Here is a 23,575-nt window from a genome sequence, read left to right on the forward strand (position 1 = left end):
GGGCCGTCAGTTGCAGCTACTACTAAGATAGCGCCGTCCATTTGTGCAGCACCTGTGATCATGTTTTTAACATAATCGGCGTGACCAGGACAATCTACGTGTGCGTAGTGACGACTTGGTGTGTCGTACTCAACGTGTGAAGTTGAGATAGTGATACCACGCTCACGCTCTTCTGGAGCGTTATCGATTGATGCGAAATCTTTAGCAACACCGCCGTATACTTTTGCAAGTACGTTAGTGATTGCTGCAGTTAGTGTAGTTTTACCGTGGTCAACGTGGCCGATTGTACCAACGTTTACGTGCGGTTTTACGCGTTCAAACTTTTCTTTTGCCATCTTAAAAAATTCCTAATTAAGAAATTAAAGCCTGACTCACTATTGAGCCAGACAAGCTAAAATCATATTACAGCGCGAGCTGAAATTATTGTATCTGCAACCTGCTTTGAGGCTTCAGCGTACTTCAAAAACTCCATAGAGTAAGAAGCACGACCTTGAGTTGCAGAACGTAAAGCAGTCGCATAACCGAACATTTCAGACAGTGGAACCTGCGCATTTATTTGCTTAAGTCCACCAAGTGCATCTTCCATGCCCTCGATCATGCCGCGACGACGGTTTAAGTCGCCAACTACATCACCCATGTTTGAGTCAGGAGTGATTACCTCAACCTTCATTAGTGGTTCTAAAAGAACTGGGTTTGCTTTAAGCGCACCGTCTCTCATAGCTAATGAACCTGCAATTTTAAATGCCATTTCATTCGAATCTACATCATGGAATGAACCATCATATAAAGTCGCTTTAACGCCAAGTAAAGGATAGCCTGCCAGTACACCTTGAGACATTTGCTCTTGGATACCTTTGTCTACCGCTGGGATGTATTCTTTAGGAACTGATCCACCTACGGTTTCGTTAACGAATTCGTAAATTGGAGAATCATCATCCGAAATATCCATCGGTTCAAGCTTCAACCAAACGTGACCATATTGACCACGACCACCTGATTGACGAATGAACTTTCCTTCAACTTCAACAGTTGAACGAATAGCTTCACGGTATGAAACCTGCGGCTTACCAACGTTACATTCAACACTGAATTCACGTTTCATACGGTCGACGATAATATCTAGGTGAAGTTCACCCATACCAGAAATAATTGTCTGGCCTGATTCTTCGTCGGTTTGTACGCGGAAAGACGGATCTTCAGCCGCTAGTTTACCTAGCGCGATACCCATCTTATCCTGGTCAGCGATTGTGCGAGGCTCAACCGCAACAGAGATAACTGGTTCTGGGAATTCCATACGCTCAAGCGTAATAATTGAATTCGGAGCACACAGTGTCTCACCTGTTGTAACGTCTTTAAGACCAATAGCCGCCGCGATATCGCCTGCGTAGACTTCTTTGATCTCTTCACGAGAGTTTGAATGCATCTGTACGATACGGCCAAGTCGCTCACGCTTACTTTTAACTGGGTTGTATACCGCGTCACCCTGTTTAACAGTACCAGAGTAGACGCGGAAAAAGGTTAAAGTACCAACAAACGGGTCTGTTGCAATTTTAAATGCAAGTGCAGCAAACGGCGCTTTATCATCAGCTTGACGTTCCTCTTCGGTACCATCTTCTAAGATACCTTGGATTTGTTTAACTTGTTCTGGTGAAGGCATGTATTCAACAACGCCGTCAAGCACAGCTTGAACACCTTTGTTTTTAAATGCGCTTCCACAAGTTACTGGAACAATCTCATTGGCTAATGTGCGTTGGCGTAAAGCATTTTTAATTTCTGCTTCACTTAACTCTTCACCTTCTAAGTATTTGTCCATTAGTTCTTCTGAGGCTTCAGCTGCGCTTTCAACTAAATGAGAGCGCCATTCTTCAGCTGACTCAAGAAGATCTGCCGGTATTGCCTCATATGTGAAAGTCATACCCTGGTCCGCTTCGTTCCAGTTAATCACTTTCATTTTTATAAGGTCAATAACACCTTTAAAGTCGTCCTCAGCGCCTACTGGCAACTGAATTGGAACAGGCGTTGCTCCAAGACGAGATTTCACCTGGCTAACAACAGCTAAAAAGTCAGCGCCCGTGCGATCCATTTTGTTTACGAAGATCATTCTCGGAACTGCGTATTTGTTCGCTTGACGCCAAACTGTTTCAGTTTGCGGCTGTACACCAGAAGAAGCACAAAGCACAACTACCGCACCATCAAGTACGCGTAAAGAACGCTCTACTTCGATGGTGAAATCTACGTGTCCTGGAGTATCAATAATATTGATACGATGGGCGTCAAATTGAGCGTCCATCCCTTTCCAAAAACACGTTGTTGCAGCAGAAGTGATTGTGATACCACGCTCTTGTTCCTGCTCCATCCAGTCCATAGTTGCAGCGCCATCATGTACTTCACCGATCTTATGAGAAAGACCTGTGTAGAACAGAACACGTTCTGTTGTGGTGGTTTTGCCTGCATCTACGTGAGCTACTATGCCGATATTACGGTAGCGCTCAAGTGGAGTTGTACGTGCCATATGATCCTCTTAAAGGTTAAGGACAGATTACCAACGGTAATGAGCGAATGCTTTATTCGCTTCAGCCATACGGTGAACGTCTTCACGTTTCTTAACCGCAGTGCCTTTATTATCAGCAGCGTCAACGATTTCTTGAGCTAAACGTAAGCCCATAGATTTTTCGCCACGCTTACGTGCAGCGTCTACTAACCAACGCATACCTAATGCGTTGCGACGAACTGGACGTACTTCAACTGGTACTTGATAAGTTGAACCACCAACACGGCGAGATTTAACCTCAACCTGTGGACGGATGTTATCAAGTGCAGATTCAAAGATTTCTAGGTGCGACTTGCCTGATTTCTCAGCAGCCACGTCTAGCGCACCATAAACAATTTTTTCAGCAGTAGATTTCTTGCCGTCTAACATTACGATGTTAACGAATTTAGCAAGAAGTTCCGATCCGAACTTAGGATCTGGAAGAATTTTACGTTGACCTATTACGCGTCTTCTAGGCATTTTGTATCTCCGGTTTATTCAGGTTTGCTCTTTCGAGTCAATCACCCAAAACAATAATTAATGATATTTAGTGCTTGGCCTTACTAACGGAATACAATTACCCTTTAGGGCGTTTTGCACCGTATTTAGAACGAGCTTGACGACGGTCGCTAACGCCTGCACAGTCAAGTGCACCACGTACAGTGTGAAAACGCACACCTGGTAAATCTTTAACACGACCACCACGGATTAGGATTACACTGTGCTCTTGAAGGTTATGACCTTCACCACCGATGTAAGATGTTACTTCGAAACCGTTAGTTAAACGTACACGAGCTACTTTACGTAACGCTGAGTTTGGTTTCTTAGGTGTAGTTGTATATACACGAGTACATACACCGCGCTTTTGCGGACACGCTTTTAGTGCAGCTGAGTTACTTTTCGTAACCTTGCTACGGCGTGGCTTACGCACTAGCTGGTTAATAGTTGCCATTTAAATAGCTCCTGAAATTAAAATTACTACTGAAAAAAATAAAAAATCCGCCCTTTATTACTTGCCTGCAATTAGCACACAAGTAAATGGGTGGCGGAATTTTAATGAGCAAAGTTTAACCTGTCAACCTAAACTAATCGCAAGACAGCACTTAACTGCCTTACGATCTCTTAATGCATTGATTAAGAACAGTTTATTGATTTCCAGACAAATCAGCATTTAGTGCATCAGTTAGTGCTTGAGTTGCCTCTTCAGCGCTTACTGTTTGCTCTTCTACTACTTCTTTGCTTTGTTTACGGCGAGCCATACGATCTTGATGATACGCAAAACCGGTACCGGCTGGGATCAAACGACCCACAATTACGTTTTCTTTCAGACCGCGAAGCTCATCGCTCTTACCATTCACTGCTGCATCTGTAAGAACACGTGTTGTTTCTTGGAAAGACGCTGCAGAGATGAAAGATTCTGTCGCTAGTGATGCTTTCGTGATACCCATAAGTTGTATTTCAAACTTCGCTGGGATTTTACCTTGTTTTTCAAGGTCACGATTAGCGATATTAACGCGAGCTACTTCAATTTGCTCACCCGCTAAGAACTCAGTATCACCACCGTGTATAATTGTACATTTACGAATCATCTGACGGATAATTGTTTCAATGTGCTTGTCATTGATCTTAACGCCTTGCAAACGGTAAACCTCTTGCACTTCGTTAACGATGTAGTTAGCAACATGAGTCACACCACGTAAGCGTAAGATGTCATGTGGTGATTCAGGACCATCGGCGATAACTTCACCTTTAGACACTTGCTCACCTTCAAACACGTTAAGTTGACGCCACTTAGGAATCATTTCTTCGTAATGATCGCCTTCTGGTGGAGTAATAACTAAACGCTTCTTACCTTTAGTTTCTTTACCGAAGCTAATAGTACCTGTGATCTCAGCTAAGATAGCTGGCTCTTTAGGTTTACGCGCTTCAAATAAGTCGGCTACGCGTGGTAGACCACCCGTGATATCACGAGTTTTCGAACCTTCTTGTGGAATACGTGCTAACACGTCACCAGGGTTTGCAGTCGCACCGTCTGTCACTTCAATAGTAGTGAATGAAGGTAAACGTGTTTCTTGCAGACCGCGCTCTTCACTTTCGATGATAAGCTTAGGTTCTTTAGCATTGGCTTTAGCATTGGCTTTAGCAAGGTCTTTAACAACAATACGAGTTAAACCGGTTAGTTCATCGGTTTGTGTCTCTGTATTTGAGTCATCGATATCGCTGAACGATACTTTTGACTTATGCTCAAGAACAATTGGGTGACTATGCGGGTCCCAAGTAGCAACAATGTCGTTACCTTGAACTTCAGCATTGTCTTGCACTGTTAATACCGCACCGTAAGGTACTTTATAACGCTCTTTCTCACGGCCATGACTATCGATGATAGTAATTTCCGTTGAACGAGAAGTAATAACAATCTTACCGTCTGTGTTTAACACATACTTAGCATTGTGAAGTTTTAATGTACCGTTAGTTTTAACTTGTACATTATTTTCAGCTGACGCTCTTGATGCTGCACCACCGATGTGGAAGGTACGCATCGTAAGCTGTGTACCCGGCTCACCGATTGACTGCGCCGCGATAACACCTACAGATTCACCCGCGTTGATGATATGACCACGTGCAAGGTCACGACCATAACACTTAGCACATACACCAAAGTCGTTATCACATGTAATAACTGAGCGTACGCGAACTTCATCTACTGAGTGCTCTTCTAAAAGGTCACACAGTTTTTCGTCAAGCATGATATTACGTTCTACAAGCACTGTGGTAGTACCTGGAATAACGATATCTTCAGCAACAACACGACCAAGAACACGTTCACGAAGTGCTTCTACAACATCACCACCTTCAATAAGCGGTTTCATTGTTAAGCCATCTTCTGTGCCACAATCGTCTTCGTTGATTACCAAATCTTGTGCAACGTCTACTAGACGACGCGTTAGGTAACCCGAGTTCGCTGTTTTCAGTGCTGTATCGGCTAGACCTTTACGCGCACCATGCGTTGAGATGAAGTACTGAAGTACGTTTAGACCTTCACGGAAGTTAGCCGTGATTGGTGTCTCGATGATTGAACCATCTGGACGTGCCATTAGACCACGCATACCTGCTAGCTGACGGATCTGAGCGGCACTACCACGAGCACCTGAGTCTGCCATCATAAACACTGAGTTAAATGACGGTTGCTCTACTTCTTCACCTTTCGCGTTGATAACGGTGTCTTTCGACAAGTTAGCCATCATCTCACGTGATAAGTTTTCATTTACACGTGACCAGATATCGATAACTTTGTTGTACTTCTCACCAGCTGTTACAAGACCTGATTGGAATTGTTGGTTGATTTCAGTTACTTCAGCTTCTGCTGATTCAATGATCTGCGCTTTAACCGGTGGGATAACTAAGTCATCGATACCGATAGAAACACCAGACTTCATTGCGTAATGGAAACCGGTGTACATAACTTGGTCAGCAAACACAACGGTGTCTTTAAGGCCTAAGCGACGGTAACATTCATTCAACAAGCTAGAAATCTGCTTTTTACCTAGTGGCTGGTTGATTGACTCAAACGGCATACCAGTTGGTAAAATTAGAGACAGAATTGCACGACCTACGGTTGTTTCGATAACCGTTGTAGTATCTTCTACTACACCGTGTTCGTTAGCAACTGACTGGCTAATACGTACTTTCACAATAGCGTGAAGGTCTGCATTACCACTGCGGTATGCTTTTTCTGCTTCTTTAGGATCTTTAAATACGGCGCCTTCGCCTTTCGCGTTAATACGATCACGCGTCATGTAATAAAGACCTAATACAACGTCCTGTGAAGGAACGATGATTGGCTCACCATTAGCTGGCGATAAGATGTTGTTTGTAGACATCATTAACGCACGAGCTTCAAGCTGCGCTTCAATTGTTAGCGGTACGTGTACCGCCATTTGGTCACCATCGAAATCGGCGTTGTAGGCCGCACATACTAATGGATGCAAATGAATCGCTTTACCTTCAATAAGCACAGGCTCAAACGCTTGGATACCCAAACGGTGAAGTGTTGGTGCACGGTTAAGTAATACTGGATGTTCACGAATTACTTCGTCTAATACATCCCAAACTTCCGCTACTTCACGCTCTACCATTTTCTTAGCAGCTTTAATTGTCGTAGCCATGCCGCGACGCTCTAATTTGCCATAGATAAACGGTTTGAATAACTCAAGTGCCATCTTCTTAGGAAGACCACATTGGTGAAGCTTAAGCGTAGGTCCCACTGTGATTACAGAACGGCCAGAGTAATCTACACGCTTACCAAGTAAGTTCTGACGGAAACGACCTTGCTTACCCTTGATCATATCAGCAAGAGATTTAAGCGGACGCTTGTTAGAACCTGTAATTGCACGACCACGACGACCGTTATCAAGTAGCGCATCTACCGCTTCTTGTAACATACGTTTTTCGTTGCGTACGATAATATCTGGTGCAGCTAAATCTAATAGACGCTTAAGACGGTTATTACGGTTAATAACACGACGGTAAAGGTCATTTAGATCAGATGTTGCAAAACGACCACCGTCTAGAGGTACTAATGGGCGTAGATCAGGTGGCAATACTGGAAGTACTGTCATGATCATCCACTCAGGGTTATTACCTGATTGGTGGAACGATTCCATTAACTTAAGACGTTTAGTGATTTTTTTACGCTTAGTTTCAGAGTTAATTGTTGGTAACTCTTCACGCATCTCAGCAATTAATTGGCCAAGATCAAGCTCACGAAGCAAGTCTAAAACTGCTTCAGCACCCATCTTCGCTTCAAACTCATCACCGTGCTCTTCTAATGCATCTAGGTATTCTTCTTCACCTAGTAACTGACCACGCTCAAGCGTTGTCATACCTGGCTCAGTTACTACGAATGATTCGAAGTAAAGAACACGTTCAATATCACGAAGCGTCATATCTAGCATTAAGCCGATACGTGACGGTAATGATTTTAAAAACCATATATGTGCTACTGGGCTCGCAAGGTCAATATGACCCATACGATCACGACGCACTTTGGTCAGTGTAACTTCAACGCCACACTTCTCACAGATCACACCACGGTGTTTAAGGCGTTTATATTTACCACATAAACACTCATAATCTTTCACTGGGCCGAAAATACGGGCACAGAATAAGCCATCGCGCTCAGGCTTGAAAGTACGGTAGTTAATAGTCTCAGGTTTCTTTACTTCACCGTATGACCATGAACGAACCATGTCTGGTGAAGCAAGACCAATGCGAATTGCATCGAATTCTTCGGTCTTATTTTGTTGCTTCAGAAACTTAAGTAAGTCTTTCACCTTAGCTCTCCTGTCGGAGTTAATCTTGAGGACGGGTAATCTCGTCCCTACATTCTATTCAGCCGTAACAGATACTGCAGCGTTAACTGCAGCATCTAATTGGCTTAATTTTCTTCCAACTCGATGTTGATACCCAGTGAGCGGATTTCTTTCAACAATACGTTGAACGATTCTGGCATACCTGGTTCCATCTTGTGGTTACCATCAACGATGTTTTTATACATCTTAGTACGACCATTCACGTCATCCGACTTCACTGTTAGCATTTCTTGTAGAGTGTAAGCAGCACCGTAAGCTTCAAGTGCCCATACTTCCATCTCACCAAAACGCTGGCCACCGAACTGTGCTTTACCACCCAGCGGCTGCTGAGTAACAAGGCTGTAAGAACCAGTAGAACGCGCGTGCATCTTATCATCAACCAAGTGGTTAAGTTTAAGCATGTACATGTAACCAACGGTTACTTGACGTTCAAACTGATCGCCAGTACGGCCATCATAAAGTGTAACCTGACCACTTCTAGGGTATCCACCAAGCTCTAGCATGTCTTTGATTTCGCTTTCTTTAGCGCCATCAAATGCAGGAGTAGCGATTGGTAAACCACCTTTTAAGTTTTCAGCTAGGCGACGAATTTCGTCATCAGAGAAACTTGCAATGTCTACAACTTGGCGAGATTCACCAATTTCGTAAGCTTGCTTGATGAATTCACGTAGCTCATGAAGCTCACGTTGCTCTTTCATCATTTCTTCTAAACGCTCACCGATACCACGTGCAGCAAGACCCATATGTGTTTCAAGGATCTGACCGATGTTCATACGCGATGGTACACCTAGTGGATTTAGTACGATATCTACCGTACGACCTTTGTCATCGTATGGCATATCTTCTACTGGTACGATAGTCGAGATAACACCTTTGTTACCGTGACGACCCGCCATTTTATCACCCGGTTGGATGCGACGTTTAACAGCTAGGTATACTTTAACAATTTTAAGTACGCCTGGTGCTAAGTCATCACCTTGAGTAATTTTACGACGTTTGTTTTCAAACTTCTTATCGTATTCAGCTTTAAGTTCATCGTACTGTGCAGCTAGTTGCTCAAGTTCAGCTTGCTTATCTTCTTCAGCAAGGCTTTGAGTTAATAGTTTTTCAGCATTTAATGACACTAAGTTGTTTTCATCAAAGCCAGCAGCTACAAGTAGCTTGCGAGCGCGTTCTAAAACGCCAGCTTCAAGAATACGGAACTCTTCGTTGAAGTCTTTCTTCGCTTCGCGAAGCTGCATGTCTTCAACTTCTAACGCACGCTTATCTTTTTCAACACCATCACGGGTGAAAACTTGCACGTCAATTACGGTACCTGTTACAGAATTTGGTACACGTAAAGAGCTGTCTTTAACGTCAGATGCTTTCTCGCCGAAGATAGCACGCAGTAGCTTCTCTTCAGGTGTAAGCTGTGTTTCGCCTTTCGGAGTCACTTTACCTACTAGGATATCGCCGCCTTTAACTTCGGCACCAATATAAACAACGCCTGATTCATCAAGCTTGCCTAGTGCAGATTCACCCACATTCGGGATATCTGCAGTGATCTCTTCTGGACCTAATTTAGTATCACGGGCAACACACTGTAGTTCTTGAATGTGGATAGTCGTTAGACGATCTTCTTCAACTACGCGCTCTGATAGTAAGATTGAATCCTCGAAGTTATAACCGTTCCATGGCATAAATGCCACGCGAAGGTTTTGACCAAGGGCTAAGTCACCTAAGTCAGTCGAAGGGCCATCTGCTAACACGTCACCACGAGTAACCGGTTCACCAACCATACACGTTGGTTTTTGGTTAATACATGTATTTTGGTTAGAACGTGTGTATTTGGTTAAGTTGTAGATGTCGATACCCGCTTCACCAGGGATGCGTTCTTCTTCATGTACGTTTACAACGATGCGACTTGCGTCAGCATACATTACTTCACCACCACGTTTTGCAACAATCGTTACACCAGAGTCTTTCGCTAGTGTTAACTCAATACCAGTACCTACTAACGGTTTATCCGCTTTCAATGTTGGCACTGCTTGACGTTGCATGTTTGAACCCATCAATGCGCGGTTAGCATCATCGTGTTCTAGGAACGGGATAAGTGCTGCTGCTACAGAGATCACCTGCTGTGGTGATACATCCATATATTGCTGGTCCATGCGACCCATAAAGGTTGATTCACCTTTGTGACGACATGGAATAAGTTCATCTACAAACTCATTGGTTTCAGTTAAGTTTGAGTTCGCCTGTGCGATAACAAACTGACCTTCTTCAATGGCTGATAAGTAATCAACTTCATCAGTTACTACACCGTCTACCACTTTGCGGTAAGGTGTTTCTAAGAAACCGTAGTCATTTGTACGTGCGTACGTAGACAATGAGTTAATTAGACCGATGTTTGGACCCTCAGGCGTCTCGATTGGACATACGCGACCGTAGTGAGTTACGTGAACGTCACGTACTTCAAAGCCAGCGCGTTCACGAGTTAGACCGCCCGGACCTAATGCAGAAATACGACGCTTATGCGTAACTTCTGATAGCGGGTTATTTTGGTCCATAAACTGTGATAACTGAGACGAGCCGAAGAACTCTTTAACCGCTGCCGAAATAGGTTTAGCGTTAATAAGATCTTGTGGCATTATCGCGTCAAGGTCACCTAAGCTTAAACGCTCACGTACAGCACGTTCTACACGAACTAGACCAACACGGAATTGGTTCTCAGCCATTTCGCCAACACTACGTATACGACGGTTGCCTAAGTGGTCGATATCATCAACATCGCCTTGACCGTTACGAATAGCAATTAATACTTTCATAACAGACACGATGTCTTCTTTGCTTAATGTGCCTGGGCCTGTGTCAGAATCGTAACCAACACGGCTATTAAACTTCATACGACCAACAGTTGAAAGGTCGTAACGTTCTTCAGAGAAGAACAAGTTTTGGAATAAGGCTTCAGCCGCGTCTTTCGTCGGTGGCTCGCCTGGGCGCATCATGCGATAAATTTCTACTAGTGCTTCTAAACGGTTGCTTGAAGAGTCAATGTTCAATGTATTTGACATGTAAGCACCGCTGTCCACTTCATTGATATACAACGTATCAATGGTAGTGTGACCGGCTTTAACTAATTCAGCCATAAGCTCAAGAGTTAATTCATCATTCGCATTTGCAATAACTTCACCCGTTGATTCATCAACGTAGTTTTTAGAAATAATACGGCCAATGATGTACTCATGAGGTACTTCTAACTGATTAATGCCTTTTTTCTCGATACTCTTGATGTGACGAGCCGTAACACGACGTCCACTTTCAACAAGTACTTCACCGTCTTCGCCTTTGATATCAAAAGCGGCAGTTTCACCACGTAAACGCGAAGGTACAAGTTCCATAAGAACTTTACCGTCAGCTACTTCAAACGCAGTTGTATCGAAGAAGATATCTAGGATTTCTTCACTAGAGTACTCAAGTGCACGTAATATAATAGACGCCGGTAATTTACGACGACGGTCAATACGTACATATAAGTTATCTTTTGCATCAAATTCGAAGTCTAACCATGAACCACGGTAAGGAATAACGCGTGCGTTATATAATACTTTACCTGATGAATGAGTTTTACCGCGGTCGTTATCAAAGAATACACCAGGGCTACGGTGTAGCTGAGAAACGATAACACGCTCTGTACCATTGATTACAAAGGTACCGGTATCGGTCATGAGCGGAATTTCGCCCATGTAAACTTCTTGCTCTTTAATGTCTTTAACTGTGCCTGGAGCTTCTTTGTCCATAACAACAAGACGCAGTTTCACGCGAAGTGGAGCAGAATAAGTCACACCGCGAATTTGACATTCTTTTACATCGAAAACTGGCTCACCAATACGGTAACTTACGTATTGAAGCTCAGAATTTCCCGAGTAGCTTTTTATAGGGAACACAGAACGGAAGGCAGCTTCCAAACCATGATCGCCATCAGCGTCCGGCACTAAGAATTTTTTAAACGATTCTAACTGTGTAGACAGTAAAAAAGGTATATCCAAAACTTGTGGACGTTTACCAAAATCCTTACGGATACGTTTCTTTTCAGAATAAGAGTAAGCCATGGGGTTCCTCAGCTTGCTGATCTTTGACCCGACCTGTTCTTGTAAGAACAGACTTAACTGGCAGCTATGCCAAGATTTACAACATTTTATTGTTGTTCTAATTAAATCCCTTCTCAACACTAGCAAACTATAAAGCGTTGAAAGTAAAGAAATAATTAGATTTTATTTGCGCTATAAGAGTGCATCACTCCATAGCGCAAAAAGGCCGGTGATTAAATAATCACCAGCCCTTGCCTGATTTCTCAGGCAGCGAACTTAGCGTAAGCTAAATTACTTAACCTCAACTTCAGCACCAGCTTCAGTAAGGTCTTTTGCAAGTGCTTCAGCTTCTTCTTTAGATACACCTTCTTTAACAGGTGTAGGAGCAGCTTCAACAAGTGCTTTAGCTTCTTTAAGGCCAAGGCCTGTAGCGCTACGAACAGCTTTGATTGCAGCAACCTTGTTAGCGCCAGCGCCAGTAAGGATTACGTCAAATTCTGTTTTCTCTTCAGCAGCTTCAGCAGCAGGACCTGCTACCATAGCAGCTGCAGCAGTTACGCCGAATTTTTCTTCCATTGCTTCAACAAGAGCAACAACGTCCATTACTGACATTTCAGCAATTGCGTCAAGGATTTGGTCTTTAGATACAGACATTACAAATTTCCTAATAATTAACGGACTCTAGGTCCAAATAAATTTTACACCGAAAGAATTAAACAACTTAAAATTAAGCAGCTTGCTCTTCTTTCTGTACACGTACTGCTTCAATTGTTTTACACAATTTGCCAGCAGACGCTTCTTTCATAGCACTCATTAAGCGTGCAACAGCTTCGTCGTATGTAGGTAGAGTTGCAAGCATAGCTGCATCTACTACGTTACCTTCAAAAGCGGCCGTTTTAAGCTCAAATTTCTCATTCTTTTTCGCGAAATCTGAAAAGATACGCGCAGCAGCACCAGGGTGCTCTGATGAGAAAGCGATTAAGCTTGGACCAACAAATGAATCAGAAAGACACTCAAAATCTGTTCCTTCAAGAGCACGTTTTGCTAAAGTGTTACGAACAACTTTCATCCATACACCAGCTTCACGAGCTTCTTTACGAAGGGCAGTGATTGCGCCAACTGTTACACCACGAGAATCTGCAACAACTGCAGATAGAGCACCATTGGCTGCTTCGTTGACTTCAGCAACTATTGCTTTTTTGCCTTGAAGATTTAAAGCCATGGGTGTTACTCCTGGTTTAATGGGGTTACCGACAATCGGTTTCCCCTGTTCTACTCTTCCCTACCAAACAAAGGTAGAGATGCTTTTTACGGCGAGAGCCAGAAGGATTAGGAAAAATCTATCTGGGGTCTACACCGTCTACGTAGGTAAAATTAAGGCCTAAGCCGCCTACGGTCTTGGACGGAAGCCCAATTTATCGCTTTGCCAAAGGCGCACCGAAATTATGGACTTCAACCCGAATTCTTTATTTTGCTAATTAATAAATTAATCAACAAAATGGCGCGAAATTATAGTACAAATTTCGTGCCATGTAAACACTAAATTAAGCAACTACTGTGTTTAAAGTAGCTTGGTCAACAGAAACACCTGCGCCCATTGTTGTAGAGATAGTTACTTTTTTCAAGTAAACACCTTTAGCTTGAGAAGGTTTAGCCTTCTTAAGTGCAACAATTAGAGCTTCAAGGTTTTGTTGAAGTTGCTCAGCTGTGAAATCAACCTTACCAATAGTAGTATGGATGATACCATTTTTGTCATTGCGGTAACGCACTTGACCAGCTTTCGCATTTTTAACTGCTTCTGCAACGTTAGGTGTTACAGTACCAGTTTTAGGGTTTGGCATTAGACCACGTGGACCTAAAATTTGACCTAGTTGACCAACAACACGCATAGCGTCTGGAGATGCAACAACAACGTCAAAATCCATCTCGCCTTTTTTAACTAGCTCAGCAAGATCTTCCATACCAACTAATTCAGCACCGGCTTCTTTCGCAGCTTCTGCGTTAGCGCCTTGTGTGAATACTGCAACGCGAACGTCACGACCAGTACCGTTAGGTAGTACAGTTGCACCACGAACGTTTTGATCAGATTTACGAGCATCGATACCAAGGTTAACAGCAACGTCAACACTTTCTACGAATTTAGCTGTTGCTAACTCTTTTAAAAGAGCAACTGCTTCATTGATTTCGTAATCTTTAGTTACTTCCACTTTTTCGCGGATAGTACGCATACGTTTAGTTAATTTAGCCATTTCTTAGTCCTCTACGTTCAAGCCCATCGCACGCGCAGAACCTGCGATAGTGCGAACCGCTGCGTCCATATCGGCAGCTGTAAGGTCAGTTCGTTTTGTCTCAACAATCTCTTCAAGTTGAGCACGAGTTACTGTGCCTACTTTATCAGTGTTAGGACGGCCTGAGCCTGACTTGATACCAGCAGCTTTCTTAAGTAAGTAAGCAGCAGGTGGCGTTTTCATGTCGAACGTAAATGAACGGTCACCGTAAACAGAGATCACTACAGGAACTGGAGCGCCTTTTTCGATAGATTCTGTACGTGCGTTGAACGCTTTACAGAATTCCATGATGTTTACACCGTGTTGACCTAGTGCAGGACCTACTGGAGGACTAGGGTTAGCCATACCAGCGGCAACTTGTAGCTTGATTAGAGCTTCAACTTTTTTAGCCATTATAAATACCTCATTTGGTGGGTCTTAGCCTTGTGCGCGCGAGGACGCGTACTCTAACGGCTTCCCAGTTTAAAAATTGGTTTCGTACTTTTTGCACAGTAAAAATAAATTTTTACCTTAATACAAAAAGGCCGCTGATTATAAGTTAATCAGCGGCCTTTTTCAAGCTTCGTGCCAAAATTTATAAAAACTCTAGCGAAGCTTTTTTAATCAATTACTTATCTTGTTCAACTTGACCAAACTCAAGTTCAACTGGCGTAGAACGACCAAAAATAAGTACAGATACTTTTACGCGGCTTTTTTCGTAGTCAACTTCTTCAACCACACCACTAAAGTCGGCAAATGGACCATCAGTAACACGAACAACTTCACCTGGTTCAAATAATGTAGCAGGTTTAGGTGCTTCAGCATTTTCTTGTAAACGGTTAAGAATACGGTCAGCTTCTTTAGAGCTAATTGGCGCTGGGCGGTCAGATGTACCACCAATGAAGCCCATTACACGCTCTGTGCTGTTCACTAAGTGCCAGCTAGCGTCATTCATATCCATTTGTACTAATACGTAACCTGGGAAGAATTTGCGCTCAGATTTACGCTTTTGGCCAGCGCGCATCTCAACAACTTCTTCAGTTGGTACTAATATTTCACCAAAGCTCTCTTCAAGACCTTCAATTTTAATGTGTTCAGTTAACGTTTGAGCTACACGCTTTTCATAACCAGAAAATGCTTGTACTACGTACCAACGTAATTTAATTTCTTTGTTCTCATCCGACATGGGATCAGATCTCCAATCCAGTTAAAAAGCCAACAGCGCGGAATAAAATGCCATCTAATCCCCAAAGGATAAGCGCCATAATCACGGTTGCAACCATTACAATTAATGTCGTGTGGGTAGTTTCTTGACGCGTTGGCCAAATAACTTTACGTACTTCAATACGAGCTTCTTTAGCAAAAGCAAGGAAAGTACGTCCCTTAAAAGTTTGTGAGGCAATGGCTAATCCGGCCGCTATTGCAACCACAACGCCGATAGCACGTAGTAATACAGACTGATCTGCATACATATGGTTACCAACAACTGCGCCTGCAAGTAGCGCGATTGCTACTAACCACTTTACTGATTCCATCCCACTTGATGGTGTTTCTACATTCGTGCTCATAATATTATTACCTTAACTACAGACACAACAACCCTACACGTCGGCAGGGTTAATCCATTAAAATCTAAACTTAAAAACAGACTTATTTAAACCGATTTTTAACCCCAGACTTACTCATATTAGTGAGTAAAGTGGCAGGGGCGGAGAGATTCGAACTCCCAACCGTCGGTTTTGGAGACCGCTGTTCTACCAATTGGAACTACGCCCCTGCAAAGTGGATGCCTATTATACTTACGCAAATCATTTACACAAGCCTAAAAGATACACGCAATGTAAAATCTCGATAAACAATTAAGTCCTTAATAATAAAAAGGCTTAATTAGCCCCTTTAACGAGTGGCACGCCATTATTACCCACAGGAATATAAACCGTTGTGTGGTTTGGCGACTCAGCCATTTTTATTTGCGCATTTATGGCTTCATGTTGTAAATAATTAGCCGTAAGCGTAGCGTTAATAATTTTTTGTGCCTGCGCTATGCCTTTTGCTTCTTCGACGCGTATTTCTGCATCTTTTCGCGCAATTTCTTTTTGTGTTTCTTTTTCAGCGAGCAATTGTTGCGCAGCAAGCTTTTTCTCAACCGCATTAGCAACAATGTCAGGATAGTTAATATTACCTACAACCACATTGGCAAGCTTAAAGGGGGTGGTTGATAAATAATCTTGCAAACGCAGTGTGACCTCTTGTGCTATTTTTTCGCGGTTTGTTTTAAGTTCACCACTGTCGTACTTTTGCACGGTATCTCTTACGTAAGTTCTAAACGTTTCACGCACAAAACGTTTGTACCAATTTTCTGCACCATATTGTTCAACAACGGTTCGCACTGAGCCACTTTGAATGGCAATAACAGCGTGAAAATCGAATTTAATGTTTAAATCATCATTAGCAAGTATTCTAAATGTTTCGGTATACGTATTAGGCCGCATATCTATGTTTACCACTTCATTACGCAACAGTGACATACCATAATTAGCAGGCCCTATCATGGTACCTTGGTAACCACCTTCGCCAAATACCCGTGGTTTTTCGTAAACATAACCTTCTTCGCCTGCGGGAGTACTCGGGTTAGTACACGCGGTTAAACCAAATCCAATTACACCTACAACAAAGGCACCTTTAATTAAATTATTAACCAAACTTTGCATCCCTGAATTTCTTGTTCTCATTATTTATCCTTTATCATTTTTCTAATTTTTTATACACATCATTTAATAAGCTTGAAGCACCAAACCTAAATGTGCTGGCTTGTAGGTAGTCATCGCTCATTATTGAACGGGCTAGTGCTAAATATTCACTGGCATCAGCTACCGTTTTAACACCACCTGCCGCTTTAAAACCCACTCGTTTACCTGAGTTTTTAATGGTGGTTAATATCACCTTAGTTGACTCAATCGTCGCATTTATAGCGACTTTGCCTGTACTCGTTTTTACAAAGTCAGCGCCGCCTTTAATAGCCAGTTCGGTCGCCTGAGCAATCAACGCCTCGGTTTTTAGCTCACCGCTTTCTATGATTACTTTTAGCTGAGCTTTGGTGCCGCATGCTTTTTTACTTTCACTTACGTAGTTAAGCGCGGTTTGCGTATCCCCTGCCGTTAATTTTTTATAGGGGATAACAAGGTCGATTTCATCTGCACCGCGTTCAATGGCTATGAGAGTTTCGTTAATTACATCGCTTAATGGAGCATCACCTGTTGGAAAGTTAGTCACCGTTGCGACTTTAACGTGACTAAGCTCCCGTGCAGCAAGCGCTATTTTTGCATCGTCAACAAAATCGCTATACACACACACCGCAGCTGGCGTGCCTAGTGCAGGCCTAATGCTATTGATCAAAGTTTGAATGTCTTTTGTAGTGTCGCTGGTGTTTAAGCTAGTTAAATCCATAAGCTCTACTGCGAGTAATGCGTCTTGTTGTTTTGTCATACGAACTCCATTGCCCTGCTTGGGTAAAATTAATATGCCTCATATTAACAAATTAAAAAAAACTCGCTATAGCTCATAACCAAACACTCTAAGCTTATTATTTTACTTGTAACTAGCCGCAATCCCTTGTTAACTCAGTCTTAGGCTTAAAACCGCTACCCAATATAACTTTTGGTTATATCAACTTGGTTTTAATTATTTTTTACTTACACATAGCCGCTATATTCTGCGCAACAGATTAAAGCGTTTTATAAAATTGTTTAGGGGTGTTACCAACGTGCAATATTTACCTATCTTTACCAAACTCGACAACAAACCTGTATTGGTTGTTGGCGGTGGAGAGGTCGCATTACGCAAGTGTCGCGCGTTTTTAAAAGCCCGTGCAGCAGTAACCTTAGTGGCACCTTGGTTTTGTGACGAATTAAAAGAACACGCACAACACAACGAAGTGACCCTAATAGACGCTTACTTTGACGAATCACACCTAGACGGAAAAATGCTAGTTATTGCAGCAACCGATCGAGACGAAGTTAACAACACGGTGTTTGAGCTTGCCAATGCTCGCAATGTGTTTGTAAACGTGGTTGATGACCAACCTAAATGTACGTTTATATTTCCTTCTATTGTTGACCGTAACCCTATTACAATTGCTATTTCGAGTGCGGGAACAGCCCCTGTACTGGCACGCCGTTTACGCGAAAAGTTAGAGACATTAATACCACAACACATTGGCCCACTTGCCACACTGGTGGGTGGCTTTAGAGATAAAGTAAAACAGCGCTTTAAGCACTTTTCTGATCGCCGCCAATTTTGGGAAGGCGTGTTTGACTCATCGGTTGTAAGTAAAGTACAAACCGGCGACACCCAAGGTGCTGAGCAACAACTTGAACAAATGCTAGACGCTAAAGCCGAGCCCGAGGGCGAAGTTTATGTGGTAGGGGCAGGTCCTGGCGATCCTGAACTTTTAACACTTAAAGCACTGCAACTTATGCAACAGGCTGATGTCGTTGTTTACGACTTTTTAGTGTCTGACGAAATTATGGAGCTTGTGCGTCGTGATGCAGACCTAGTTTGTGTAGGTAAACGCTTAGGCGATCACAGTGTTGTTCAAGAAGATACAAACCAAATGTTGGTTGACCTCGCTAAACAAGGCAAAAAAGTGTGCCGAATTAAAGGGGGCGATCCCTTTATTTATGGCCGCGGCGGCGAAGAGGTACAAGTATTAGCTGCCAACAACGTAAATTACCAAATAGTACCGGGAATTACAGCTGCAGCAGGGTGTAGCGCGTATGCAGGTATTCCGCTTACGCATCGCGATCATGCTCAGGCTATTCAATTTGTAACTGGGCATTGTAAAAAAGACGGCCAAGAACTTGACTGGCAATCGCTCGCTAAGCCAAATCAAACGCTTGCTATATACATGGGCGTTATTAAGTCGCCTCACATTCAGGCTGAGCTATTGCAACATGGCCGTAAAGCCGACACGCCAGTTGCCGTAATCGAAAATGGTACACGTAAAAACCAACGTGTAGTCACAGGCCAATTAGGTGACCTTGCCGATTTAATTGAACGCAACCGTATTGTATCGCCAGCTTTACTTATTATTGGTGAAGTAGCCGCCTTGCACTCGCAACTTGCATGGTTTGGGCAAAACAACCAAACAAGTAGCTATGCGCAACCGTTAACCGATATAGCAAATTAGTAACCAAATTTAACTTTATAACTTTTAATCATTTTAGTAGGACGACTAACAATGGCTTTAACTCATCTTCAGCAACTTGAAGCTGAAAGTATCAAAATCATGCGCGAAGTCGCCGCTGAGTTTGAGAACCCAGTAATGCTTTACTCAATTGGTAAAGACTCGTCGGTACTTTTGCATTTAGCGCGTAAAGCGTTTTACCCTGCAAAAATTCCGTTTCCGTTATTACACGTAGACACCGACTGGAAGTTTCGTGAAATGATTGAATTTCGCGACCGTATAGCAAAAGAGTACGACTTTGACCTACTGGTACACAAAAACCCAGAAGGCTTAGCAATGGGCGTTGGCCCCTTTACTCATGGCTCGGGTAAACATACCGACATAATGAAAACCCAAGGGTTAAAGCAAGCACTTAATAAACACGGCTTTGATGCCGCCTTTGGTGGCGCACGCCGCGACGAAGAAAAATCGCGTGCAAAAGAACGTGTTTACTCGTTCCGCGACAAGCACCACCGTTGGGATCCAAAAAATCAGCGTCCAGAGCTTTGGAACACCTACAACAGCCAAGTAAACCCTGGCGAAAGCATTCGTGTATTCCCACTTTCTAACTGGACTGAGCTTGATATTTGGCAATACATTTATCAAGAAAACATCGAAATGGTACCACTTTACTTAGCTAAAGAGCGCCCAGTAGTTGAACGTGACGGCACACTCATTATGGTTGATGACGAACGTATGCCACTTGAAGAAGGCGAAGTACCACAAATGAAATCGGTCCGTTTTCGTACTTTAGGCTGTTACCCACTAACCGGTGCCGTTGAATCTACAGCCAGTACATTAACCGAAATTATTGAAGAAATGCTGCTATCTACGTCATCAGAACGCGAAGGCCGTGTGATTGACCATGACTCAGCAGGCTCAATGGAGAAGAAAAAACGTGAGGGGTATTTCTAATGTCTAGCCAAAATAACGATACATTTAACGAAGTAAAAGAAATAGGCATAGACGCCTACCTAGCACGCCAACAAGACAAAAGCTTATTACGCATGCTTACCTGTGGCAGCGTAGACGACGGTAAATCAACACTGATTGGCCGCCTGTTACACGACAGCCACCAAATTTATGAAGATCAGTTAGCTGCACTTCACAAAGACAACGAAAAAGTAGGTAATGCAGGTGAAGATCTTGACCTTGCGCTACTCGTAGATGGACTTCAAGCTGAACGCGAACAAGGCATTACCATTGACGTAGCGTACCGCTATTTTTCAACGGCTAAACGTAAATTTATTATTGCCGACACCCCTGGGCATGAGCAATACACACGCAACATGGTAACGGGTGCATCAACAAGCGATGTTGCCATTATTTTGGTTGATGCGCGTTACGGCGTGCAAGTACAAACCAAGCGCCATAGCTTTATTTGCGACTCGCTAGGCATTAAACAGTTTGTTGTAGCCATTAACAAAATGGATATTGTTGATTTTGACGAAACCGTATATGAACGCATTAAAGCCGATTACCTTAAATTTGCCGAACAGCTAAACGTATCAAACATTAAGTTTGTACCTATGTCGGCGCTTAAAGGCGACAACGTAGTAACGCGTTCTGCGCATACACCTTACTACACCGACAAGCCACTGCTTGAGCTTTTAGAAGACTCACCAGCAGCCGAAACCGATACCGGTTTTGAAGCGCGTTTACCTGTGCAATATGTAATACGCCCTAACCTAAACTTTCGTGGTTTTCAGGGCACATTAGCATCGGGCAAACTACAAGTAGGCGACGCTGTAAAAGTATTACCGTCAGGTAAAACATCAAGCATTAAAGAAATTGTCACCTTTAATGGCAACCTAGACACAGCAGAAGCTGGCCAAGCGATTACTATTACGCTAAATAGCGAAATAGATATTAGCCGCGGCGACGTAATCGTGCCGGCAAGCTCAACTGCGGCAGTTACTAATCAGCTTCAAGCTAAAATTGTATGGATGCATGAGTCGCCATTAGTGTTAGGTAAAAACTACAACCTAAAACTAGGCAGCAAAAACACGTCAGCGGTAGTTAAAAAGATTGACCACACCATCGATGTGAACACGCTTGAACACGGCACAGCCGATTCACTGCAGCTAAACGAAATAGCAATTGTAACACTTGAACTAACCGAAACTATTTTGGCCGACGAGTACCACAATAACCACGAAACAGGCTCTTTCATTCTAATTGACCGTTTATCTAACTTAACGGTAGCAGCCGGTATGATTGAACACGTACTACAAAGCGAGAAAAGCAAAAGCGATTTCAGTGACTTTGAAGTTGAGTTTAATAGCTTAGTACGCAAGCACTTCCCGCATTGGCAAGCGCTTGATATTTCAAAACTGTAAGTTTATTAATGTCTGTTAGGAATAATAAAGCATGGTAGAGCAGCTAGTTTTAACAGGCATAATGCTTACCTTAGTCGGGTGCCTTTTTGGCACCCGCATTAATCCAGCATGGTTATTTGTAAGCGCTATTGGCACCAGCTATTTAGCCGGGTTAATTGACCTTGAAAACATGCTAGTTAACTACGCCAATCCGTCACTTATTACCTTAGTGCTCCTCGTATTAGTGTCGATTGCAATCGAAAAAACCACGTTAATTCAAAAGCTATCCATGTCGTTATCTAAAGGTAGCTTAGTTAAATCGGTAACAAAGCTGGGGATTTCTACGGCATTTTTATCGTCGTTTACTAATAATACGGCGGTGGTTGCCTCGCTTATTAGTGCAATAAAAGATAACCCCAATCATTCACCCTCAAAGCTATTATTACCGCTGTCGTACACGGCTATTTTAGGCGGCACCATTACCCTAATTGGTACTTCAACAAACCTAATAGTTAACGGTTTTGCGGTAGATGCCGGCATGCAGCCTTTGGGCTTTTTCGACTTTACCTTAGTGGGTTTGGGGGCGCTTAGTGTTGGCCTTATTACTATTTTGGTCATGCTTAAATACTTACCCGACAACGGCAAGAGCGATCAAGAAGTCGTTCCTTTTTACCTTGAGGGTAAAATACAAACAGGCTCTAAATTAATAGGCCGCACAGTAGAAGAAAACGGCCTACGCGATTTAAAAGACTTGTTCCTCGCTGAAATAATTCGTAATAACGAACGTATATGCGCAGTAACGCCTCAGCAAATTATTCAACAAAACGACATTCTATTATTTGTAGGCGACATCAAATCAGTGCCGCTATTAACCCGTTTTGATGGTTTAAAAGTAGTGCACGACAATCATGAAAAAGACATCGAACATTTAGTTGAAGTGGTCGTAAGCCAGTCGTCTAAATTTATAGGCAAAACAGTAAAAGAAATCCGTTTTCGCGAGCAGTTCCACGCCGCTGTTATTGCTATTCGCCGTGGGCACGACCGCCTTCAAGGCGGCCTTGGCCAAGTGCAATTACAAGCCGGCGATTCACTCATTTTGGCACCCGGTAAAAACTTTTACAGCCTGCCTAATTTAAAGCGTGAGTTTGTGTATATTTCAGGCCTTGATTTACAAACCCACCTTGCGCCCAAACAATCTAACATTGTATTGCTCAGCTTTGCCGGTGTACTGGGTTTAAGTATTTTTGGGGTCGTGCCGTTAGTCAAAGGCTTATTGGTACTACTTATTGGCTTAATGCTCAGCGGCACCATAAAACTTAACGAAATAAAACGTCGCTTTCCGCTTGAGTTACTTGTTGTAGTAGGTAGCGCCATTGGCCTTGCAAAATTAATGATAGGCACAGGGCTTGCTGGGCAAATATCGAGTGCGCTATTTATGGTGCTTGGCGACTTTGGCCCTTACGGCGCATTTATAGCCATATTTTTAATGACCGTACTATTTACCGAGCTGATTACCAATAATGCCGCGGCTGCGTTGTCGTTTCCGGTTGCGTATTCACTTGCCGTTGGCTTTAATGTAGACCCGCTCCCCTTTATTATGGCAGTTGCTTTTGGTGCATCGGCAAGTTTTATATCACCATTTGGGTATCAAACAAATTTAATGGTGTATAGCGCGGGTAATTATCGTTTAAAAGATTACATTGTTATGGGCTTGCCCCTTTCTATTATTTATTCAATCACGGTATTAACCCTGATCCCGCTAGTATTTCCGTTTTAATACTGGCGCAAACAGCA

General features: G+C 43.0%; 18 protein-coding genes and 1 tRNA gene. 4 read left to right on the forward strand and 15 right to left on the reverse strand.

The features are described from left to right. The 15 genes from ATS76_RS04720 to deoC all read right to left on the reverse strand — a co-directional run. The coding region (locus ATS76_RS04720) for a GTP-binding protein (RefSeq protein ID WP_201023491.1) at window positions 1-335 on the reverse strand (335 nt) is incomplete at its 3' end. 62 nt (window positions 336-397) lie between these two features. Further along, entirely contained in the window at window positions 398-2,512 is a 2,115-nt protein-coding gene (gene fusA / locus ATS76_RS04725; protein ID WP_058551263.1) for an elongation factor G, read from the reverse strand. 27 nt (window positions 2,513-2,539) lie between these two features. Continuing rightward, the gene (rpsG, locus tag ATS76_RS04730; protein ID WP_004588211.1) at window positions 2,540-3,010 is read right to left on the reverse strand and encodes a 30S ribosomal protein S7; all 471 of its coding nucleotides are present in this window, start codon (window positions 3,008-3,010) and stop codon (window positions 2,540-2,542) included. A gap of 97 nt (window positions 3,011-3,107) precedes the next feature. Next, a complete protein-coding gene (gene rpsL, locus ATS76_RS04735) occupies window positions 3,108-3,482 on the reverse strand; it encodes a 30S ribosomal protein S12 (protein ID WP_002958885.1) in 375 nt (124 codons plus the stop codon). 193 nt (window positions 3,483-3,675) lie between these two features. Further along, window positions 3,676-7,863 carry a DNA-directed RNA polymerase subunit beta' gene (gene rpoC / locus ATS76_RS04740; RefSeq protein WP_058551264.1) on the reverse strand — a complete coding sequence of 1,396 codons (4,188 nt, stop codon included), beginning with the start codon at window positions 7,861-7,863 and terminating at the stop codon, window positions 3,676-3,678. Between the two features lie 104 nt (window positions 7,864-7,967). Next, complete coding sequence (gene rpoB, locus ATS76_RS04745; RefSeq protein WP_058551265.1) at window positions 7,968-11,993, reverse strand: DNA-directed RNA polymerase subunit beta; 4,026 nt, start codon at window positions 11,991-11,993, stop codon at window positions 7,968-7,970. Between the two features lie 270 nt (window positions 11,994-12,263). Then, the gene (gene rplL, locus ATS76_RS04750; protein ID WP_006791261.1) at window positions 12,264-12,626 is read right to left on the reverse strand and encodes a 50S ribosomal protein L7/L12; all 363 of its coding nucleotides are present in this window, start codon (window positions 12,624-12,626) and stop codon (window positions 12,264-12,266) included. 73 nt (window positions 12,627-12,699) lie between these two features. Continuing rightward, window positions 12,700-13,194, reverse strand: coding sequence for a 50S ribosomal protein L10 (gene rplJ / locus ATS76_RS04755; protein ID WP_054206867.1), 495 nt, complete (start codon window positions 13,192-13,194; stop codon window positions 12,700-12,702). A gap of 322 nt (window positions 13,195-13,516) precedes the next feature. Continuing rightward, window positions 13,517-14,221 carry a 50S ribosomal protein L1 gene (gene rplA, locus ATS76_RS04760; protein ID WP_006791263.1) on the reverse strand — a complete coding sequence of 235 codons (705 nt, stop codon included), beginning with the start codon at window positions 14,219-14,221 and terminating at the stop codon, window positions 13,517-13,519. A gap of 3 nt (window positions 14,222-14,224) precedes the next feature. Then, complete coding sequence (gene rplK / locus ATS76_RS04765; protein WP_002958879.1) at window positions 14,225-14,653, reverse strand: 50S ribosomal protein L11; 429 nt, start codon at window positions 14,651-14,653, stop codon at window positions 14,225-14,227. A 214-nt stretch (window positions 14,654-14,867) separates the two neighbouring features. Further along, window positions 14,868-15,425, reverse strand: a complete 558-nt coding sequence (gene nusG, locus ATS76_RS04770; protein ID WP_006791264.1) for a transcription termination/antitermination protein NusG — start codon at window positions 15,423-15,425, stop codon at window positions 14,868-14,870. Between the two features lie 4 nt (window positions 15,426-15,429). Further along, on the reverse strand, window positions 15,430-15,807 hold the full coding sequence (secE, locus tag ATS76_RS04775; protein WP_006791265.1) for a preprotein translocase subunit SecE: 378 nt from the start codon (window positions 15,805-15,807) through the stop codon (window positions 15,430-15,432). A gap of 132 nt (window positions 15,808-15,939) precedes the next feature. Then, a tRNA-Trp gene (locus ATS76_RS04780) sits at window positions 15,940-16,016 on the reverse strand. Window positions 16,017-16,122: 106 nt separating this feature from the next. Next, window positions 16,123-16,971 (reverse strand): SPFH domain-containing protein, encoded by an 849-nt coding sequence (locus tag ATS76_RS04785; RefSeq protein ID WP_058551266.1) that lies wholly within the window; start codon window positions 16,969-16,971, stop codon window positions 16,123-16,125. A gap of 13 nt (window positions 16,972-16,984) precedes the next feature. After that, the gene (deoC, locus tag ATS76_RS04790) at window positions 16,985-17,725 is read right to left on the reverse strand and encodes a deoxyribose-phosphate aldolase (RefSeq protein WP_058551267.1); all 741 of its coding nucleotides are present in this window, start codon (window positions 17,723-17,725) and stop codon (window positions 16,985-16,987) included. A gap of 277 nt (window positions 17,726-18,002) precedes the next feature. Between deoC and cysG the strand changes: the two genes are divergently transcribed. From cysG to ATS76_RS04810, 4 genes are read left to right on the forward strand one after another with little or no spacing between them, the layout of a single operon-like run. Further along, complete coding sequence (cysG, locus tag ATS76_RS04795) at window positions 18,003-19,427, forward strand: siroheme synthase CysG (RefSeq protein WP_058551268.1); 1,425 nt, start codon at window positions 18,003-18,005, stop codon at window positions 19,425-19,427. A 51-nt stretch (window positions 19,428-19,478) separates the two neighbouring features. Next, on the forward strand, window positions 19,479-20,378 hold the full coding sequence (gene cysD, locus ATS76_RS04800; protein WP_058551269.1) for a sulfate adenylyltransferase subunit CysD: 900 nt from the start codon (window positions 19,479-19,481) through the stop codon (window positions 20,376-20,378). Beyond that, window positions 20,378-21,802 carry a sulfate adenylyltransferase subunit CysN gene (cysN, locus tag ATS76_RS04805; RefSeq protein ID WP_058551270.1) on the forward strand — a complete coding sequence of 475 codons (1,425 nt, stop codon included), beginning with the start codon at window positions 20,378-20,380 and terminating at the stop codon, window positions 21,800-21,802. Before cysD ends, cysN begins: the two co-directional genes overlap by 1 nt. A 31-nt stretch (window positions 21,803-21,833) precedes the next feature. After that, window positions 21,834-23,558: an SLC13 family permease gene (locus tag ATS76_RS04810; RefSeq protein WP_058551271.1), complete on the forward strand. Its 1,725-nt coding sequence runs from the start codon at window positions 21,834-21,836 to the stop codon at window positions 23,556-23,558. The last annotated feature ends 17 nt before the right edge of the window (window positions 23,559-23,575 follow it).

The organism is Pseudoalteromonas sp. 10-33, from assembly GCF_001469195.1.
Lineage (GTDB): Bacteria > Pseudomonadota > Gammaproteobacteria > Enterobacterales > Alteromonadaceae > Pseudoalteromonas.

Bases quoted from the DNA above. Each gene is read 5' to 3' on its own strand.
- fusA (WP_058551263.1), bottom strand. From the start codon at position 2,512: ATGGCACGTACAACTCCACTTGAGCGCTACCGTAATATCGGCATAGTA.
- rpsG (WP_004588211.1), bottom strand. From the start codon at position 3,010: ATGCCTAGAAGACGCGTAATAGGTCAACGTAAAATTCTTCCAGATCCT.
- rpsL (WP_002958885.1), bottom strand. From the start codon at position 3,482: ATGGCAACTATTAACCAGCTAGTGCGTAAGCCACGCCGTAGCAAGGTT.
- rpoB (WP_058551265.1), bottom strand. From the start codon at position 11,993: ATGGCTTACTCTTATTCTGAAAAGAAACGTATCCGTAAGGATTTTGGT.
- rplL (WP_006791261.1), bottom strand. From the start codon at position 12,626: ATGTCTGTATCTAAAGACCAAATCCTTGACGCAATTGCTGAAATGTCA.
- rplJ (WP_054206867.1), bottom strand. From the start codon at position 13,194: ATGGCTTTAAATCTTCAAGGCAAAAAAGCAATAGTTGCTGAAGTCAAC.
- rplA (WP_006791263.1), bottom strand. From the start codon at position 14,221: ATGGCTAAATTAACTAAACGTATGCGTACTATCCGCGAAAAAGTGGAA.
- rplK (WP_002958879.1), bottom strand. From the start codon at position 14,653: ATGGCTAAAAAAGTTGAAGCTCTAATCAAGCTACAAGTTGCCGCTGGT.
- nusG (WP_006791264.1), bottom strand. From the start codon at position 15,425: ATGTCGGATGAGAACAAAGAAATTAAATTACGTTGGTACGTAGTACAA.
- secE (WP_006791265.1), bottom strand. From the start codon at position 15,807: ATGAGCACGAATGTAGAAACACCATCAAGTGGGATGGAATCAGTAAAG.
- ATS76_RS04785 (WP_058551266.1), bottom strand. From the start codon at position 16,971: ATGAGAACAAGAAATTCAGGGATGCAAAGTTTGGTTAATAATTTAATT.
- deoC (WP_058551267.1), bottom strand. From the start codon at position 17,725: ATGACAAAACAACAAGACGCATTACTCGCAGTAGAGCTTATGGATTTA.
- cysD (WP_058551269.1), top strand. From the start codon at position 19,479: ATGGCTTTAACTCATCTTCAGCAACTTGAAGCTGAAAGTATCAAAATC.
- cysN (WP_058551270.1), top strand. From the start codon at position 20,378: ATGTCTAGCCAAAATAACGATACATTTAACGAAGTAAAAGAAATAGGC.
- ATS76_RS04810 (WP_058551271.1), top strand. From the start codon at position 21,834: ATGGTAGAGCAGCTAGTTTTAACAGGCATAATGCTTACCTTAGTCGGG.